The sequence below is a fragment of the Methanolobus sp. genome, assembly GCF_016278385.1.
Classification (GTDB): Archaea; Halobacteriota; Methanosarcinia; order Methanosarcinales; family Methanosarcinaceae; genus Methanolobus.
Map to the genome: position 1 here is coordinate 94,189 of NZ_JADQBY010000002.1, position 17,672 is coordinate 111,860.

Annotated in this window: 21 protein-coding genes; 4 read left to right on the top strand and 17 right to left on the bottom strand. The window is 40.8% G+C overall.

The genetic code is table 11. The features are described from left to right. Nucleotides 1-4: 4 nt before the first annotated feature. The 3 genes from QZZ23_RS00795 to QZZ23_RS00805 form a co-directional block, all read right to left on the bottom strand. Complete coding sequence (locus QZZ23_RS00795) at nt 5-592, bottom strand: hypothetical protein (RefSeq protein ID WP_292466291.1); 588 nt, start codon at nt 590-592, stop codon at nt 5-7. Nucleotides 593-707: 115 nt separating this feature from the next. Next, a complete protein-coding gene (locus QZZ23_RS00800; protein WP_292466292.1) occupies nt 708-1,583 on the bottom strand; it encodes a DNA-binding protein in 876 nt (291 codons plus the stop codon). Next, on the bottom strand, nt 1,583-2,890 hold the full coding sequence (locus tag QZZ23_RS00805) for a Single-stranded DNA binding protein (RefSeq protein ID WP_292466293.1): 1,308 nt from the start codon (nt 2,888-2,890) through the stop codon (nt 1,583-1,585). Before QZZ23_RS00805 ends, QZZ23_RS00800 begins: the two co-directional genes overlap by 1 nt. Before the next feature lie 200 nt (nt 2,891-3,090). Here QZZ23_RS00805 and QZZ23_RS00810 point away from each other — a divergent pair, with 200 nt between their 5' ends. Further along, complete coding sequence (locus QZZ23_RS00810) at nt 3,091-3,525, top strand: flavodoxin domain-containing protein (RefSeq protein WP_292466294.1); 435 nt, start codon at nt 3,091-3,093, stop codon at nt 3,523-3,525. A 153-nt stretch (nt 3,526-3,678) separates the two neighbouring features. Further along, nucleotides 3,679-3,891 carry a histone family protein gene (locus QZZ23_RS00815; RefSeq protein WP_292466295.1) on the top strand — a complete coding sequence of 71 codons (213 nt, stop codon included), beginning with the start codon at nt 3,679-3,681 and terminating at the stop codon, nt 3,889-3,891. A gap of 48 nt (nt 3,892-3,939) precedes the next feature. On the opposite strand, the gene QZZ23_RS00820 is transcribed toward QZZ23_RS00815, so the two are convergent. From QZZ23_RS00820 to QZZ23_RS00870, 11 genes are all read right to left on the bottom strand, one after another. Further along, nucleotides 3,940-4,443: a small multi-drug export protein gene (locus QZZ23_RS00820; RefSeq protein WP_292466296.1), complete on the bottom strand. Its 504-nt coding sequence runs from the start codon at nt 4,441-4,443 to the stop codon at nt 3,940-3,942. Then, the gene (locus QZZ23_RS00825; protein WP_292466427.1) at nt 4,443-5,402 is read right to left on the bottom strand and encodes a replication factor C small subunit; all 960 of its coding nucleotides are present in this window, start codon (nt 5,400-5,402) and stop codon (nt 4,443-4,445) included. Before QZZ23_RS00825 ends, QZZ23_RS00820 begins: the two co-directional genes overlap by 1 nt. Before the next feature lie 119 nt (nt 5,403-5,521). After that, nucleotides 5,522-5,854 (bottom strand): hypothetical protein, encoded by a 333-nt coding sequence (locus QZZ23_RS00830; RefSeq protein ID WP_292466297.1) that lies wholly within the window; start codon nt 5,852-5,854, stop codon nt 5,522-5,524. 4 nt (nt 5,855-5,858) lie between these two features. Then, nucleotides 5,859-6,662: an Rnf electron transport complex subunit RnfB gene (gene rnfB, locus QZZ23_RS00835; protein WP_292466298.1), complete on the bottom strand. Its 804-nt coding sequence runs from the start codon at nt 6,660-6,662 to the stop codon at nt 5,859-5,861. Continuing rightward, the gene (gene rnfA, locus QZZ23_RS00840; RefSeq protein WP_292466299.1) at nt 6,659-7,246 is read right to left on the bottom strand and encodes an Rnf electron transport complex subunit RnfA; all 588 of its coding nucleotides are present in this window, start codon (nt 7,244-7,246) and stop codon (nt 6,659-6,661) included. Before rnfA ends, rnfB begins: the two co-directional genes overlap by 4 nt. Nucleotide 7,247: 1 nt before the next feature. After that, nucleotides 7,248-7,862, bottom strand: coding sequence for an Rnf electron transport complex subunit RnfE (gene rnfE / locus QZZ23_RS00845; RefSeq protein WP_292466300.1), 615 nt, complete (start codon nt 7,860-7,862; stop codon nt 7,248-7,250). A 4-nt stretch (nt 7,863-7,866) separates the two neighbouring features. Further along, complete coding sequence (gene rnfG / locus QZZ23_RS00850) at nt 7,867-8,439, bottom strand: Rnf electron transport complex subunit RnfG (RefSeq protein ID WP_292466301.1); 573 nt, start codon at nt 8,437-8,439, stop codon at nt 7,867-7,869. After that, a complete protein-coding gene (gene rnfD, locus QZZ23_RS00855; protein ID WP_292466302.1) occupies nt 8,432-9,448 on the bottom strand; it encodes an Rnf electron transport complex subunit RnfD in 1,017 nt (338 codons plus the stop codon). Before rnfD ends, rnfG begins: the two co-directional genes overlap by 8 nt. A 2-nt stretch (nt 9,449-9,450) precedes the next feature. Then, entirely contained in the window at nt 9,451-10,800 is a 1,350-nt protein-coding gene (gene rnfC, locus QZZ23_RS00860; protein WP_292466303.1) for an Rnf electron transport complex subunit RnfC, read from the bottom strand. 12 nt (nt 10,801-10,812) lie between these two features. After that, complete coding sequence (gene mmcA / locus QZZ23_RS00865) at nt 10,813-12,300, bottom strand: methanogenesis multiheme c-type cytochrome (RefSeq protein WP_292466304.1); 1,488 nt, start codon at nt 12,298-12,300, stop codon at nt 10,813-10,815. A gap of 13 nt (nt 12,301-12,313) precedes the next feature. Then, on the bottom strand, nt 12,314-12,718 hold the full coding sequence (locus tag QZZ23_RS00870) for a hypothetical protein (RefSeq protein ID WP_292466305.1): 405 nt from the start codon (nt 12,716-12,718) through the stop codon (nt 12,314-12,316). A gap of 106 nt (nt 12,719-12,824) precedes the next feature. Here QZZ23_RS00870 and QZZ23_RS00875 point away from each other — a divergent pair, with 106 nt between their 5' ends. After that, nucleotides 12,825-13,850: an FAD:protein FMN transferase gene (locus QZZ23_RS00875; RefSeq protein ID WP_292466306.1), complete on the top strand. Its 1,026-nt coding sequence runs from the start codon at nt 12,825-12,827 to the stop codon at nt 13,848-13,850. 11 nt (nt 13,851-13,861) lie between these two features. Here the strand turns inward: QZZ23_RS00875 and thpR are convergent, their stop codons facing one another. Further along, nucleotides 13,862-14,404 (bottom strand): RNA 2',3'-cyclic phosphodiesterase, encoded by a 543-nt coding sequence (thpR, locus tag QZZ23_RS00880; RefSeq protein WP_366931286.1) that lies wholly within the window; start codon nt 14,402-14,404, stop codon nt 13,862-13,864. Between the two features lie 147 nt (nt 14,405-14,551). Here thpR and QZZ23_RS00885 point away from each other — a divergent pair, with 147 nt between their 5' ends. Further along, nucleotides 14,552-15,424 carry a diadenylate cyclase gene (locus tag QZZ23_RS00885; RefSeq protein WP_292466307.1) on the top strand — a complete coding sequence of 291 codons (873 nt, stop codon included), beginning with the start codon at nt 14,552-14,554 and terminating at the stop codon, nt 15,422-15,424. A 102-nt stretch (nt 15,425-15,526) separates the two neighbouring features. Here the strand turns inward: QZZ23_RS00885 and QZZ23_RS00890 are convergent, their stop codons facing one another. Together QZZ23_RS00890 and QZZ23_RS00895 are read right to left on the bottom strand one after the other, a co-directional pair. Next, complete coding sequence (locus tag QZZ23_RS00890) at nt 15,527-16,099, bottom strand: acetate uptake transporter (RefSeq protein ID WP_292466308.1); 573 nt, start codon at nt 16,097-16,099, stop codon at nt 15,527-15,529. Nucleotides 16,100-16,608: 509 nt separating this feature from the next. After that, complete coding sequence (locus QZZ23_RS00895; protein WP_292466309.1) at nt 16,609-17,649, bottom strand: mRNA surveillance protein pelota; 1,041 nt, start codon at nt 17,647-17,649, stop codon at nt 16,609-16,611. Between the last annotated feature and the right edge of the window lie 23 nt (nt 17,650-17,672).

Here is a 17,672-nt window from a genome sequence, read left to right on the forward strand (position 1 = left end):
TCAATTATTCACAGGAACAGTCAAAATCAAATCCCAATAGGAAAGTACCGGTTCCGTGGACATTTTCAAGTCCCATTTTCTCTTTAAGATACTCATCACTTGGAGGAGAAGGCGATGCCATTACTACATTGCATACCTTATCTACGTTCTCAACCTCTTTGCATGGTTTTGGAGGCATAACAACAATCAAAGGATTGTTTTTGACATCCATTTTTTTAAGGACACTGGTATCATATATGACAATATTTCCAATAACAAGTTTATCCTTGCAGGATTTAAGTTCCTCAAGTTTAGCCTCATCATCAAGATCCTGACCGACCACACAATCATTGTGCATCAGGATAACATTTGGACCTTCAGGCCAGCAAAAATCCATATTTGTAATAAAGGCAAATATCACATCTTTTTTTAGGACTTCCTTTACACCTTTATTGTCGCCTTTACCGAGTCCCATCAAGGTCATCTCATCTGCCTTTTTTTCGAGTTCCCTGACAGTCTCCCTGTCTTCTTCATTAAGCAATAGTGTAGTTCCTACACCTTTCATATCCATGATACTTTTTTTTACGTTATCTATAATTTCATCATGTGCCATGAGTACCCCTTCTTTGATAATGTAAATGTATAACTGAATTACTCTTGAGGAGTAATATTTGTGCATATTTAAGTATGTCGCGTGCAAAAACACATTAGTAAATAAACAAACAAATCTAACGTATCACTTTAAAAAATCCTGCCCTTGGTTCATAAATATGCCCTTTTGAAAGCAGGGATTTTAATGTGGAAGCGGCAATATTCACAGGAATACTGCTTGAAACTGTTTTTTCAATGTAATCCGAATAGTCAAATCCACTGCCATCATCAAGAGATTCCAGAATTGACTCGATTACAGATGTATAATCAGGTTCTTCTTCCTGGCCTGAAGATCTCCTGATCGAACAAAGAGCTTTTTTGACATCTGATTTTAAAGAATCATAGTAGTCTTTATCCTTGTGATAATAATCTAATGAAAGACACATACCACCTGCAAATGTTTCAGGGATATCACACGACAATAAACGATCCATTAATTTCCCTTCCTTGTTGCCTGAAGAGAAGAAACTCTCAAATGCATCCAGACGCCTCAGCGTCATTTCCGCAGTATCCACTATCCACCTGTTACGCACTTGTTCATCAACATAGTTAATCTCCTCCGGGCGAAGGGAAACATAAACAGAACCATCCCCTGGCTCATATGAACGGACTTTGCCAAGTATCATCACATATGAAGGAACCGTTACACTTGAGAGAAAAACTGATGCTTCGGGCTGATAACTTCCTGCATAAACCGTAAAAGCCCCGGTAGGATCTGATATTCGAGCCCTCCATAACTCTTTTTCATTACCGGTTTGATCAGATAAACTATCAACTTCCGTTACTACACCCACTACAAAAATCCTGTTAACTTTCAGTCCTGTAGGACTTATAAGATAATTCGGCGAATATATCTCATGATTCTCCGGCATAGAGGAATTGGAATGTAAGTTGAAACGTGAATCATTGAATTCCTGTGCAAACATCCTATATGCAACTTCCCTCTCAACCATTAATCATCACACTCCTCACCTATTTTACTTAGTAATTTACCTATACGTTCCTGCAGGTCATCCTCCACAGCCCATACTGAACGGGCTACCAATGAAATACCGAATTCATTCTTGGAAGAATTACCCCTAACTGCAAGATACTTACCGGTAAGTACCTTTTTCATATCCTCAAATACCACATCAACAGACAATGAACTTTGGGCCATTTTCTCCGCATCATACATATTTTTCCCATATACAGCCTCTGAAAGTTCACGATTAAGCATCAGATGGACTGCTCCTGTGCCATCATCTAGAATTGCCTTTATCCGCATATCCATTGGGCATTCAACTTCACCATGTGAACGACAGGAGGATTTTTGAGTTACACGGTTGCATACAGGACATCTTTCGATAAGACCCGAACCAGACCTGACAGATATAATATTTCCCTTTACCGTTACATCAAACATCCCTTCTTTTTCAAGGACACTTTCAATATCTACGGGAGAACTTGAGTTACTCACAGACTCCATTGTAAAAGGCAAGCCTTCAGTAGATTCCAGCTTATTAAGAGAAGTGGTATCATTAAAGTTGATTGATGGGAGGCCCCTGAATATCCTTACGGCAGCACCTTCAAAACGAACATAGTCACCTATATCAAGGGCCTCCAAAGGAATCCATGACGTAAAAGGTAGTTTTGCAGTCTCATCTGCAACGACTCCTTCCACAACAGTAAATTCCTGACCCTTAAGCATTATTTCCCTGTGGTACATCTCGACTATAAGCACCACCGAGCTTACAAGTACATCGGCAGGAACGATCTCATCCAGTTTCTTGAGGGTGGAATGGGACATCTGCTCAATATCAGGAAGCTCACCGTCCTGCAAATAGACCAGAGTTGCTTTTTTTCCAAAATAAAGCTCAGGGCGATTATTCCAGAGACGCGTATATGCATTTTTGATCCTTACAGCATCACCTGATCTAAGAGATAGATCATCCCAGCATGTAAAAGAACAGATACCAGTTTCATCACCTAAAGTTCCTGAAAAAATAGACTTCTGTTCTCCCTGTATAGATACCGTTTTTTCAATGATATCAATAATACGACCTGAAATTACAATCCCATTCAACCCAGGAGAAAGATCTTTCACTTTTGTAGTATTTGAGGAGGGAGATGAATATTTGTTCCTGAGAATCCTTTTTGCTTCCCCAAGAGGGACACGATATTTAAGTAATTTTTCAAGTTCGCCTCTTATCTCTTCTTTACTAATGTCACCAAGCGCCATGGTTAATTCGTCTATATGTGGCGCAATTTTTTCGTCCATATGGAATCTCCATCATTAAAAGTACTAATATTGTATTTCCTGATTGGCAATAAAGATAACCTTGTCACAAAGTTATTGACGTTCTCTGCAATACTCAGAAATGTTTATGAACAAGCAAACTAAATAATCTTTAGAACTAATTGTGATGCTTTTAAAAAGCACAGAATGGAGCAGAATAAATAATAAAGGGGAAGTGGAAAATGTCAAAACTTGCAATAGTATATCTTAGTACACAGGGGAGTACAAAAATGATGGCTGAAGCCATTGCGCAAGGTGCACGTGAAAAACACATAGAAGTAGACATAAATAACTTTTATGAATGGGACCCTGCAGATGTTGTTCAGTACGATGCGATCTGTATTGGTTCTTCTACTTTTTATTATACTATGCTTGAACCGATTGCAAAGTTTGTAGACAAATTAATAGAGATAGGTATCGATGGAAAGATTGGTGCTGCATTCGGTTCCTATGGCTGGAGCGGAGAAGCTCCTGTAAAAATAGCTGAGAAACTAAGAAACGCAGGCGTTGATGTCATTGATCCGGTGTTGAGAATACAATACATACCTAATGAGAAAGATCTTGCAGAGTGTATCAGACTCGGAAAGGACCTTGCAATCAAAATGAAAAAGAAGTAATTATAATAGATAAGAGTATAAAACACCCCAGATACGATAAATTGGATTGATTTCGTTGTAGAAATGTATTAAAAAACTATTTATATGGTATTTTGCTAATTAATAGCTTGAATTCAATCAAATTTCAAATATAAGATAGATAAGAGGATATTTATGACAATTATACCATTTGCACCTATAGAGAGAGTAATAAGGAATGCAGGAGCACAAAGAGTAAGTGAATCAGCAGGAATTGCACTTACTGAGATACTGGAAGAATATGGTCTGGAAATAGCCGGGGAAGCTATCAAGCTTGCTGAACATGCCGGAAGAAAGACTGTAAAAGCAGAAGATATTAATCTTGCAAAAGAGATGCTTGGCAAGTAATACCTACTAATATTTCATTTTTCCTTTTTTATAACAACTCTGGCTTCATCAGACGAGACCAAGGAGACTTATTCCTGTCAATGTGACAGCACTTACTATTAATCCTGCTATAAGCACACCTGCAAGTATAGCGGGCATAGCATGTCTGAAGTTAATACCAAAAACAAAAGCTGCTGCACATCCAGTCCACGCACCTGTAACAGGCAGTGGGACTGCGACAAATAGTGTCAGCGCGAGAGTTCCGTATTTTTCAAATCTTTCCGAATGGTTACGATGAGTTCTCTCAAAAAGCCATGAGAAGAATTTATCAAATATTGTGTACCGGCGAAGATACTTTGAAACCGGATCCAGATACAAAAGCAAAGGAACCACAGGGATCATGTTGCCCAGTACAGCAAACACGTATGCAGATATAGGATCCATCTGGTAGGTCCACAAAGCAATAGGAATAGCCCCTCTTAACTCAAATATAGGCACTGCACCGATTATCATCGTTGCAAGCCAGTGAGGGAATGAGGAAAGCAATTCAAGTACAAACGCTTCAAGGCTCACTAATATTCCTTTCCTGATAATACAAAGTGTGCCAGCAGACATTCAAGCTGTATTCTTTCGTTAGCACCTTCTGTCAGCCTGAAATCAATTTCACCTATTACATCTATCAGTTCAACCATTCGCCTTTCAGGAATCTCAAGGCCAAACATTGCCCTGTATATCTGCCCAACCACATCCTCACCCGAAAGACCTTGCTCAAGCAGAAGACTATCAAGATGTTTCCTGGATGCGCTAAAATTACCTGCCAGTGCTGTTTCAATTAGTTCCCTGACCTGCTCAGGGCGGGCTGTTGCAGTAATCTTGTAGATCGCATCCTTGTGGATGGTATCTTCAATCAGAGCTGCAGCCTGAAGGGCATTTATTGCCTTTCTCATGTCGCCCTGCGCAACATATGTGATAGCATTCACACCATCTTCCGCAATATCCAGACCTTCATTCTCTGCCACAAAACGCACACGTGCAGCCACTGATTCGTCAGAGAGAGGACGGAATCTGTAAACAGCACACCTGGACTGGATAGGCTCGATTATCTTGGACGAATAATTACATGATAGAATGAAACGACAGTTGTTGGTATAACGCTCCATGGTACGCCGCAGAGCTGACTGGGCATCTGATGTAAGGGCATCTGCCTCATCAAGGAAAATAATCTTAAAATCTGCCCCCCCTATTGGTGTTGTTTTTGCAAAATTCTTGATCTTTGTCCTTACAACATCAATTCCCCTCTCATCAGAAGCATTAAGCTCTGTGAAGTTCTCACGCCATGAATCTCCAAAAAGTTCACGTGCGATGGACACGGATGTTGCTGTTTTTCCAACACCAGGAGGACCTGAGAATAAAAGATGTGGGAGGTTTTTTGTTTTTATGTACGACTTCAGCCTTTCTACAGCTTCTTTCTGACCAACCACGTCATCGAGCTTAAAGGGCCTATACTTTTCAATCCATATCTCTTCTTTAATTTCAAACCCTCCGCATAAAAGTATGCATACCTGCAATAATAGGAAGATGTAGTTTTTTAAGCTTTCGTAAATAAAAAAGAAAAACAGGATTGATACCTAAATGGTATATCCTGTCCAATTTACTGATTAATCAGTTTGTATGCGTAAGTACCTACAACAGGAATCTTAAGCAGAGCACCTCTGTATGCTATTATGACAAGCACCAGTATGAAGAAGAGTGCACCGAATCCAAGGAAATCTGCTATTATCCAGCCAACATATGGCACCCATCCCACTACAAAGATCAACAATGAAAGAGGGAGGAATATCAGAAGCGACTGCATCGCATGGAACCTAACAAACTTGTTGTCCGGTTCTATAAGCAGGAAAATTATCCCTGTAATCCAGAAACCGACATAGCTAAGTGCAGCTACGATGTTCTCGTTTAGGCCTATCTTTGTTTTATATGTCATATAATCACCTGATAGAAATTGTATTCTGTGGACACTTTTCTACACATATTCCACATGCTGTACATTTTTCCTGGTCTATCTCTGCAAGGAAATTAGTCACAGTAATCGCCTCTTCAGGACAGTTCTTCTCACATATCTTACAACCAATACAACCAACAGTACATGATTCTTTGACAGCCTTACCTTTATCATGTGACATACAAAGCACATGTACCTTTTCAGACTCTTTTGCAAAAACCAGGATGTCATTCGGACATGAAGCAATACAAAGACCACAACTGGTACAAAGATTCTTGTTCACATGAGGCAGACGGTCCGCTCCAATAGAAAGAGCATCAAACGGGCATGCACGTACACAGGTCCCCCTGCCCATACATCCATAATTACAGCCCTTTTCCCCATCTGAGAGCAACATAACAGCTTTACAGTCCTCAAACCCCACGTACTCGAAACGGTCAACACAATTAAGGCCGCCGTTGCACTTGACAAAAGGATATTGTTCTTCGCCTTCTGATACTTCCTGACCGAGTATGCCACCTATTTCTTTGGCAACATCAAAGCCACCAACCGGACAACCATTGAGAGGTGCACCTTCATTCACCACACGTTCTGCAAAGTCAGCACAACCCGCATAGCCACAGGCACCACAGTTCGCGCCAGGGAGAACTTGCAATATTTCATCAACAAGTGGGTTGGTCTCTACCTTGAACTTCTTTGCCGCCACCACAAGCATGACACCAACAGCCAGTCCAAGACCTCCGAGAATTGCCACTGCCTCTATAAGTAAAATACTAAATGATGCACTCATATTGGAATCACCCAGAAATAATTAACAAAAGCCATAGAAAGCATCAGTGCAATAAAAAATGCCTGCGGAAGTCCCCTAATTGCTGAGGGTACATTAACAAATGTTGAACGCTCCCTGATTCCAGCCATCATCAACATGACAACGGTATATCCAAGACCTGCTGAAACACCGAAAACAACACTCTGTATGAAATTATAACCTGCATTCTCATTAAGTAATACAGCACCCAGCACCGCACAGTTTGTAGTGATAAGTGGCAGGTAGATACCAAGTGATCTGTAAAGGGAGGGTATATTTTTCCTTACAACAAATTCTACCAACTGCACAAGTGCTGCTATCACAACAATGAAACTGATAAGATCAAGGAACTGCATATCTGCAGGCACCAGAACGTAAGTATAGATCAGATACGATGCTGTGGATGCCATTGCCATAACGAAGACAACAGCCCCTGACATTCCTGCAGCACTTTTGACATCCTTGGTTACACCCACAAAAGAGCAGAGCCCAAGGAATTGGATAAGCAGGAAATTCTTAATGAAAATACCATCCATAAAGATGGCAAATAATTCTTTTTCCACCATTTTAACCACCTTTTGCTCTCTTCTTTTCTTTCTGATAATTCACAATTGCCATAAGAGATCCTATTGTAAGGAAAGCCCCCGGAGGCAATATCATTGTAGTTACTGATGGATTGATTGGCAAGGTTATCAGAGTGTAATCGAATGTTACTATCTGTCCCGTTCCAAGAAGTTCCCTTATACCGCCAATAAGCATCAATACAAGCAGGAAACCTGTGGAGATGCCAAGACCATCTATGAAAGAATAAAAAACATTGTTCTTGTTAGCATACGCCTCGGCACGGCCGATGATGATGCAGTTTACCACGATAAGAGGTATGAACACTCCTAACGCCGCATACATGGGCGGGAAATACGCCTGCATTATCATCTTTACAATAGACACAAAAGTCGCTATGATGATAATGAATATTGGAAGTCTCACAGCCGAAGGAATCTGTTTCCTCAAAGCTGAAACAAAAATGTTTGAACAAATTAGCACAAATGCAGTGCCTGCAGACATACCTATAGCATTTTCGACTGATGTGGTCACTGCCAGCGTAGGACAGAGGCCCAGCACAAGTCCGAAAATGGGGTTGTCTCTCGTAATACCACGAATATATTCACTTAAAGGGTCCATAATATCACTCCTCTGCCTCTTCAATTTCACCTATTTTTGAATTCAGGGCATCTACAACAGCCTGAGAAGATATCGTTGCGCCTGTAATAGCATCTATTGAACCTCCGGAACTGGAAAGAGCCAGTGAGGCTAATGGAATATTTACAAATTGATTCTGGAAGCTATCTTCGACTATTTTTGCACCCAGACCTGGTGTTTCTTCATGACTCAGGACATCCATTCCACGGAATGTACTAAATGTGGAATCTATGCCTCCGGCAACGACAATTGCTCCCTGGGCACCTGCTTGCTCCCTGAAGAACGCATAACCTATGATGTTACCTGAGGAATCCAAGGCACGATAATAAAGTACATTCGACTCACCATCCTCGTTAACAGTGTCTCCATAAACTGCTTCAAAATTATTATTTGCTTCCGGAATGAGTTCACCCAGAATAGAAGTTTTAGAATTTGCCTCATTAATTTTAAGCTGTGCACTCGTAGGAACATAAGTAATACCCAGCAATAGAGCCGCTACGACTGAGATCAGTACGATTTTCCCTACAACCATGAAAGTATCTTTATTGGATTCACTCATTGTTCATCACCTCAAATTTAAGTGAGGCAGGAATCTTGTCCATTACATTCCTGTACAGCTTCTGAGGGAAGGATTTCGTTCCGAATGATGCAGGCATTGTGTTAATTTCAATGAATGAGGCAACACAGTTTGCAAGAAAGATACCGTATAATGTTCCATCAACGAAGTTCCCAAAGTGACCATAGATAAAAACAAGTACACCGCATGTGATACCATATATAATACGTCCATTCTTTGTAACTGGAGATGTTGATGTGTCAGTAGCAATGAAAAGGATTCCAAAGAAAACGATTCCTATCATTTCATATGGCAATTCTGGACTCATATCCAGGAAGGTAAAAAGCTGTGACATGTACATTAACGGATTCATCACACCTTCATGAACAAGAGCAGTCACACCAGAAATGAATAAAAGTGTCTGTGGCACCACAATCATTGTCGCAAAGAATGCAAGAGGGATTCTCCAGTCAATATACCTCTTGTATATGAGATATATTCCGCCTACAAGTAATATAGGAGAAACACCCACCATAAGACCTGCACCACTCTCAAGTATGAGATCAGAGAACTGACCTACATGAGGAATAGACAAAGGAGTCATGTATGAAACCCAGGCACTTCTGGTAAAGACCCATGCTACCAGAGCAGGGTTGAACATATAAGAACCAATGCCACCAAAAACATGTTTTCCAATGGCAATCGCAAAGAAACCAGCAAAAACAGGTATCCATAAAGGAGCAGATGCAGGGATTAGGAGCGCAAGCACAAGTCCTGTCAGGGCTGCATGACCGTCTGCAATCGTTACTTTTTGCTTGAATATTGTCTGAATCCCAAATTCTGTTGTTACAGCAGCTGCTACAGATGCAATGAGTATTCCAAGTGCCGGAATACCAAAGAAGTATATCGCTGCAAGACATAACGGAAGCAGAGCAATTATTTTGCTTATATTCAATGTCTTGAAATCAAGTCTTGTTTTCTTATGAGGGGGAGCTGAAATAGTATATGTCATTTTTACTCACCTCCACAGCCACAGCCAAGTTTCAAATTGGAGGACTCCTTTGCAGGCAGATCCTCATAGGCCATCTCAATGGCATCCTTTGCATACCTGATAAGCTGTAGAATGTGTATCTTGGACGGACAGACTGCTGCACAGTCACCGCATTCGATACAATTTTCAATATATATTTGCCTGCATTCGTCAAAGCGACCCTGGTCTGCCATAACCGCAAGGCGGCTTGGTATAAGTTCTACAGGACAGACATCCACACAACGTGCACAATGGATGCACTCAATGGACTCATCCCTTATGACCTCTTCTGGCTTCTGTATGGAAATCCTTGTGACCCCTTTTGTCACAGGTACCTGGTCAGTGTACTGGGCAACACCTGTCCTTACACCATTGGCAATTAGCTTGCCAATATCACCGGTAAAACCACATGCTTCAATAACATCCTTAAAAGGAGTACCTATTTTCACCTGCATATATTCAAGGTCAGCAGAGACACCTTCAATGGAAATAACAGTTTCATAAAAAGGCTTTCCTGTATTAAAAGCATTGTAAAAGGCTTTAGCAGATTTGACACCACAAACAGCAACTCCCACATCCGTAGGGTCGCAGCCAACTTTCACTTTTCGTCCTGTTACATTATAAGTAAAGAAATTAAGGATCTTTTTTCCATAAATGTGTTTTTGGGAAACAACAATTATGCCTGAATCCTGTTCCTTGAAATAGTAGCCTATTCTGCGGCCACCTAACAAAGGAGCCACTTTAATCTTTTTATTATCAACTTCAATGCTTTCAAAAGCATTAATTGATTCCTCATCGTCGGTTCTCAATACAATTGCTCCCTTTTTAGCACCTGCCGTTTTCATGAGCAGTTTGAGAGCATTGATCCCATGGGATGCATATTCCTTGGGAGTCTTGAATGTGCCGCCAATCCATTCAGAGGATGTAGCATTGATAAGCACTGTGTCGATATTTTTGCCCTTTGGTTTCAGGACAGTATGAGTAGGCATTCCATAATGCTCTACGATACCTGATTCCTTTATGAGCTCTGCAAGCTCCTCAGATGAAAGATCCTTGCCAGGAGAGAATTCAACTGCCTCATTACTATCTTCAGGCTGGATGATAATACTCATTGCCTTGTTGCCATCTGGATGAGCTGATTCTTCAATAGCAATGACCTCACCACAGACACTGGAGTGAACTGCAGATGAGTAGTATGCATCACTATCGCCAATTTTCTGTCCAACAAGAACCCTGTCGCCTTTCTTCACAAGGGGTTCGCAGACAGCACCCCTGTGCTGCCTGAGTGGAATTATTATTTTTTCCGGTAATTTATCCAATCTTTTGATTTCCACATTATCAACTCCTTAGAATGCAGGCTCCCTTTCTAGCTCAGTAGGCTTTGCACCGGGAATAGTTACCTCTATTGTTTTTGTGGAGAAATCAGTTGCCGGATCCGTTGCTGCGGGATCCTTTTCATATCCCAGTTCAGTCCAGTTGATAGCTGTTGAAGTTGTACCATGGCAGTCTCCACAGACAAGCGGGTCAGCAAGACCTACACTTGAACTTACAATATTGTGGCTTACCTGGTAATACATTTCAACATGCCTGAGGACTGCGCTTGGATAATCCGGAGTGCCATCACTGTTACCATCGTATGAATGTATCTCTTCCTCGCTCACAATACCATCGCCATCTGCATCTGCATTCAGCACCTCAGAAGGAATAATTGGGTTTCCGATGGATGAACTGTTATCCGGATCCACAAGAACTTCCACATCGATTCCCTCGTCCCACCAGATACCTGTGATAACATTGAACGGCTTCAACAGTGAACTGTTGGTCTGTTCCTGAACTGTTGGTAGTATGTCATGATAGACACCTGCTGACCAGGAAATGGTCGGAGTGAATTCGGAATCATATGTTTCATCCTCACGAACACCATTTGCCCAACTGAATGACTTTATGACCGGAGTTTCGATAGTATCACTGCCTGGCAATGCAGGAATATGACATGTTTCACAGCTTACGGTTTCAAGGTGACCATCAACCAATGGACCGTGTGATATGCCTTCATGGCAACCTGAGGAATCACAGTCCAGTACACCACTTTGTACCTCATGGATAGAGTCAGAGTCAAACATATATGCTCTGCCGCCTATCTTGTGCTCTTCTGTTTCATGGCATTCCTGACAGTCAACTGCGTCGTGTACATCATAGGAAGCTGAATCCTCAAGTGTCCAGGCTACTGCAGTCGTTGCGATGTCACCTGTGTGACAGTTACTGCCACATAGTGCCTTGCTCGGAGCACCGTTGACCTCATCATGCACTTCAGTTACAAGAGGAAGAGGTGCCAGAACATCGAGAACATAACTTGCTACATAAAGTGGTTCTTTCTGCAACTCAGCTCTGGATTCTTCAATCGCAGCTTCGTTCGCATTTGCGAAATCACCTGATGCTATGCTTTCTGCACGTGCCTCAAAGTCATATCCTCCAACCTGCTCGTGGCATATCATACAGTCTATATCGACTCCATAGTCTGCCATGTAACCACCGCCTGGGTGAACCTGTCCATAGGTTACAGCCATTGTATCTTCATCGATACTATCAACGGCAACACCGTATTCCATGATAGAGGACCACTCTTTCAAGTCCTGCTCAACATGATATGATTCGGAAACTTCCTCGTAGACACCAACATGACAACCACTACATGAACTGTCAGACCATTTCTGTTCGGTCATATAATGAGTGGATAAGGCTTCATTGCCGCTGTAGCCCATGTAGGCATACACACCGGCAGTTGCGAACATAATGAGGAGGATCCCAATAAGAATAGCATTCATTTTAGCCATGTTTACCTCGCGCTCACTTCTCCGCAACTTCTTCAAGCTGTTTGATTACAACTATAATGTCGTTCCTCAAACTTTGCCCATTTGTTATTTTCATGTCATTTGAAACGTATTTACCAATCTCAAATGACTTTCGCACTACACGTACATTAAAATCGAAGACTTTGTCAAGAAGCCCTTTTTGAGGAGTTATTCCTAAAAAGTCCACATCCATATGGTTACCAAGTACATTGGCTTTAAGTTCAATTTTATCAAGAGAAGACCCTGGTTTCACGTAAATGATATGATGTTTTACAGAACCAAAGTGTTTCTCTATACCTCTCCAACCGTATTCTTCCATTAGCTGATGAAGAGCGACTACAAGATACTTATCCTTGCTTGAACTTGTTCCAGTACCTGAACCTGTGCTGGGATTGCTCATTCTATTACTTCCTTCAGATGAATATAATAACTAATACAGAAGGAAAATCATTTCCTTCTTCTCCGCGGTACATAAGTTTAATATTAATTATCTCTTTTCATACTGCATGAGGTATAAAACTGTTGCCATTGGACTGATAGCGATTTTTACAGTATTATTCGTGATAAATTATGTACCGGAACAAAACTCTGATAACACAGTTGAAATAATAAGCTCCTCACAGACCAGAAGTCTAATGGACACAACTGTTACCATCTCAGTTGTGAGTTCAAATGAAACACATGCTTCAGAGAGTATCAACCGTGCTTTTGAAAGCATGTATTATGTCGATGAGCTAATGAACAACTATGACAATGAAAGTGAGATCAGTACACTTAATGATCAGGGGATGGTACATGATGCGGATCCGGAACTTGTCTACGTAATCAACAGATCAAAATATTACTCATATATAAGCGGAGGAGCTTTTGACATATCCATACAGCCTATTCTTGATCTGTGGGCAAGCAAATACAGCCCCGGGGGAACTTATCAGGACCCGACACCTGATGAAATTAAAGAAACACTAAAACTTGTAAATTATTCTGCCATAAGGATCGAAGAAAATAATATTACCCTTGATGATGGTATGAAGATTACACTTGGAGGTGTTGCAAAGGGATATGCCGTTGACATGGCCATCGAATCAATGATTAATGATGGTATCACTGCAGGTTTTGTGAACGCAGGTGGAGATGGAAAATTCATTGGCAACAAACCGGATGGTAGCAGATGGAGAGTTGGACTCCAAAACCCGGACAAAAGTGAAGAGGCAGTGACAATTGTAGATGTGAGGGATATGGCTGTTACTACAAGCGGCAATTATGAGCGTTATTTTAGTGACGCTGCAAAGGTATCCCATATAGCAGATCCACGAACAGGTTATTCATCAGAAAACCTTATCAGCGCAACTGTTATAGCCGACAATGCAATGGATGCTGATGCATTTGCAACTGCGGTTTTTGTCCTGGGAGAAAAGGATGGAATGATAATGATCGAAAAACTCGATGGCGTAGAATGCCTTATCATTACTACGGACAAGAGAATAATACGCTCCAGCGGATTTTCCAGTTACGAGACTTTGACTGATTAAATACTTAAAATTCACTTAAGGCTTACTTCGTGGAGAGTCTCATAAATGGGACCTTGCGGAGTAAGTGTGCTCTTTTTCAGCTTTACAGTATCAACCTGCATAGTTCCCAGGTCAATATCTTTCAGTTCCTCAAGCAACTCAAGGAATTCGGCCTTTTTCTTTTTTGGAAGGTATTTTATCCTTGCAAGGGTCGCATGGGCACTGAATCCATGAAGAAGCTGCTCAAATTCAAAGGCCGAAAGAGAATTATTTACAGATTCATACAGTTTATCGAAATTACCATCGCAACCCAACCATATTACCTTGGCAAATTTTGGTTTTGGAAAAACACCAAGTCCTTTAACGTGGGCTTCAAATGAATCGCACGTTACAAGATCAAGTGCATTAGATACATCTGAAATCATTACATCGGGAATTTCACCCAGAAACTTCATAGTAATATGCACTATACAAGAATCTACGAATTTGAACTTAAAATCATCGAACTTTGACTGGACATCGACAATTTTATCATGTAACTCCCCAGGGATATCAACCGCAATGAAAGCTCTCACCAAACCTATCACCAATTACCATTTAAATTTGTGACTTATAATAATAACGCTGCTAACGCTGCTGAACAAATTTATTTATAAAAGAGCAATACATAATATACTATGTTTTAGTAGTGTAATCGTTGGTATAAAAACAGAGGGGATAACTTGGACAGTACAGAAGTAGTTGTCAACGCTGCTATCAGGCTTGCAGAAGGGCTGAAATCAACAGCCATAATAGTATCTGGAGACTTCAATATAGATATGATAGAGACGTCTATACCTGTTTATTTTGCAAGCCGTAAACAAAAAAATATAATTGACCATCTAGTGGCAAGCAGCAAAACCAAAGAAGAAAAGTCAAAGGAAATTTTAGACAAAATAAACCAGCAAGCTGCCGGAAAAATCGATCATATCGAAAACATTTCGGCTATTGAGTTCATGATGGAAGAGGTTGAAGAAGGAACTATAGTAGGCATAATTGAAAGCAAGGACTCATATGCAATTGTAATTCATAATCTTTCTGACAATCACATGGTTCAGATAATGAAGGAATGCGAAGAAAGGATATCACCAGAAATACTACGTGCAGCAATGAAAGTGGCTTTTGACATATCCAACACCGGGAGAGAGGGCAAACAGGTCGGGACTGCATTCATTGTAGGCGATGTTGAAGAAGTAATGATACGTTCGCATCAGATGATCCTTAATCCATATACAGGACAGAAAGATGAAGACCGAAATATACTGGACAGGAAAAACTGGGAATCTGTAAAGGAATTTGCCCAGCTTGACGGTGTTTTCGTGATATCGGAAGAAGGAATGATAGAAGCTGCAGGGAGATACCTCGATGTGGACGCAAGGGACATATCCGTAGACAAAGGACTTGGAGGACGTCATGTATCAGCCGCAGCAATCACAAGAGACACAGTATCGATCGCAATAACAGTCTCTGAGTCAGGCGGAGTTATCCACATTTATATGGATGGAAAAGAACTCCTGCACATCGAATCTGCACAAAGAGCTATTCGTCTAAACTGATAATAAAAAAACATCGAATATCCTCAACTTTAAAGACAAACTAAAAACAAAAAAATCAGACCGGAAGAATTCCGGTCATTTTATCTTAAGACTACCAATAATTTAGATTGGCATTTTCATTCCAACTGCGTTCATGACCAGTGCAGTTGCAAGGTAAAGTGATGCAAGACCTGTGATCAGGGTTATTAATCCTGCGATTCCCAGAGGCAGTATTCCGAAGAACACAAGTGCAAGGCTGAAGAATGTGAGGTCCAGCACTATGAAGACCACGGTTATCATCTTTACACCAATCTTAAATGTAGCAATTGTCAGCAAAGTTGCTATGATACCCCATACGAGTGTGAAGAATCCCATCGATGTGGCACTTGCTGCTGCCATTGGTGCATTGAAGAGTCCGGCTGGAGCAAGGTTTATGTATGCAAAACCGAGCCACCAGAAACCAAATATTGTGAATGCTGTTGCACCAAACGTGTCACCTTTCTTAAATAACTGTATACCTGCTAATACTTCTGCCAAGCCACCAAGCGTTATTGCCATTGCGATGACCATAAGTGCATCTGGTATCATTCCCATGTTTAAAAGTCCTGCAAATGTAGCTGCAAACCCAAGACCGTAGAAACCTACTGCTGCTGGGCTTCCTGCAGTTGTGTCTTTAATTGTTACTTCTCCTTCCATAGTTTATCACTTCCCTAATATAAATATTTCATAATTACTAAACAATTTAATAGTTATAACTGTTTATTGCTGACCTTAAAAAAAAACCGTCAGAAAAATTACTTCCATCAATTCTAGTTAATAATGTAACTGCTTGTATACCTCCTCCAAGTGTAACCTATTACACCTCCAGATAATGACTTTAAAGTAGAAGTATATATCATTTTTGATTATTACATATTAGGATAAGATATAATAAGACCTAATTTTAAATTCAAACTTAATATAAGATTACAAAATAGATTTAAAGTTACTAAAAGGCTTTTTTTTAATTAAAACACTAAAAAGAACCTAATAGATGTTAAAACATTATGACTGTAAAAATATATATACTGAACACAGAGCTATTGTGGTCACTGTGCACAATATGTGCAAAACCAGTCCGAAACTTATATAAAGAAGAAAGGATTAGTAACTTACTTTCATTAACACATATAAGACATACGGAATAGGATATACCTAGAAATAACTCATATCTTAAACCGTAGAAGCGCAGCAATCCCACCAAGCGCAAGAAGTTTCTGTCCCGGCTCAAATATTGTACTAAAGACAACTATTTTCCCCTGATTCTTTTCAACATCACGTAAAAACGAGTCGATACTGCCCTTTTCCCGCTCAATCCTTAACATTTCATCTGCCACAAGAAGAGTCTCAATAGAACCATAATTCAATGCCATTTTCACTTCTTCTATACCGTAGGCCACTTTTCCATCGGTGGCAATTTCCTTAAGCAGATCATCCATAAGACGGGATTCACGGGCTATTCGTGACTCCTCCATTATCCGGTCAACTGCGCCGCGTCTTAAAACTTCCTGAAAACCGGACATGCCTATGGAAGAAGTATCTTCAGTAATGACCCTTGAGGCCAGTTCAGGCTCCTTAGACTGTAAGTACTTCAAGAAATCCTCTTTAGTAAATCCCGGACCTGAAACAACAATGGATTCTGACTCTGATGCAGCGTGCACAAGCTGCCCGGTAATTTCCTGGAAGAATACCTCTCTCAACGTACCCTCCCCTTTTCCGGAGGATTGATTGATATGAGAATAAGTTTCTATACCGTAATGACGCACAAGCCCTATATCCGCGTCACCCTCTTCAATGGCAACAATGACTACTTTAGGACGTTTTGATGATTTTTCTGCTTCATCAATACGCTCAAGCTGATCTTTTTTCCAGGTTTTAATGATGGAAATATCAAGCCCTTCCTCCACGTTAAAAGTGTGATAGTGCCCGGTATCCATGCCCTGCTCAATAAGACCATGGATTCTCAGGCGGTTTGAGAACCTGTGAAACTCCAGCTCCTCAACCTTGATACCAAGCCTCACATTTTTTTTCTCCACCTTTTCAGGTCGAAGCTTATCAGAAGCAGTATCTGCTTTCCTTTTGGTCAGGGCAAAAATGAGGTCGTTCTTCTCTATGATATACTTCAGGTGCCACAGGTCATCCAGTGTTTCAGGAACAAGTTTGATCTCACCATCTCTGCCTCTCAAATTCCTTTTTAAAACCCTCATTATAGCACCCCAGATATAGATCT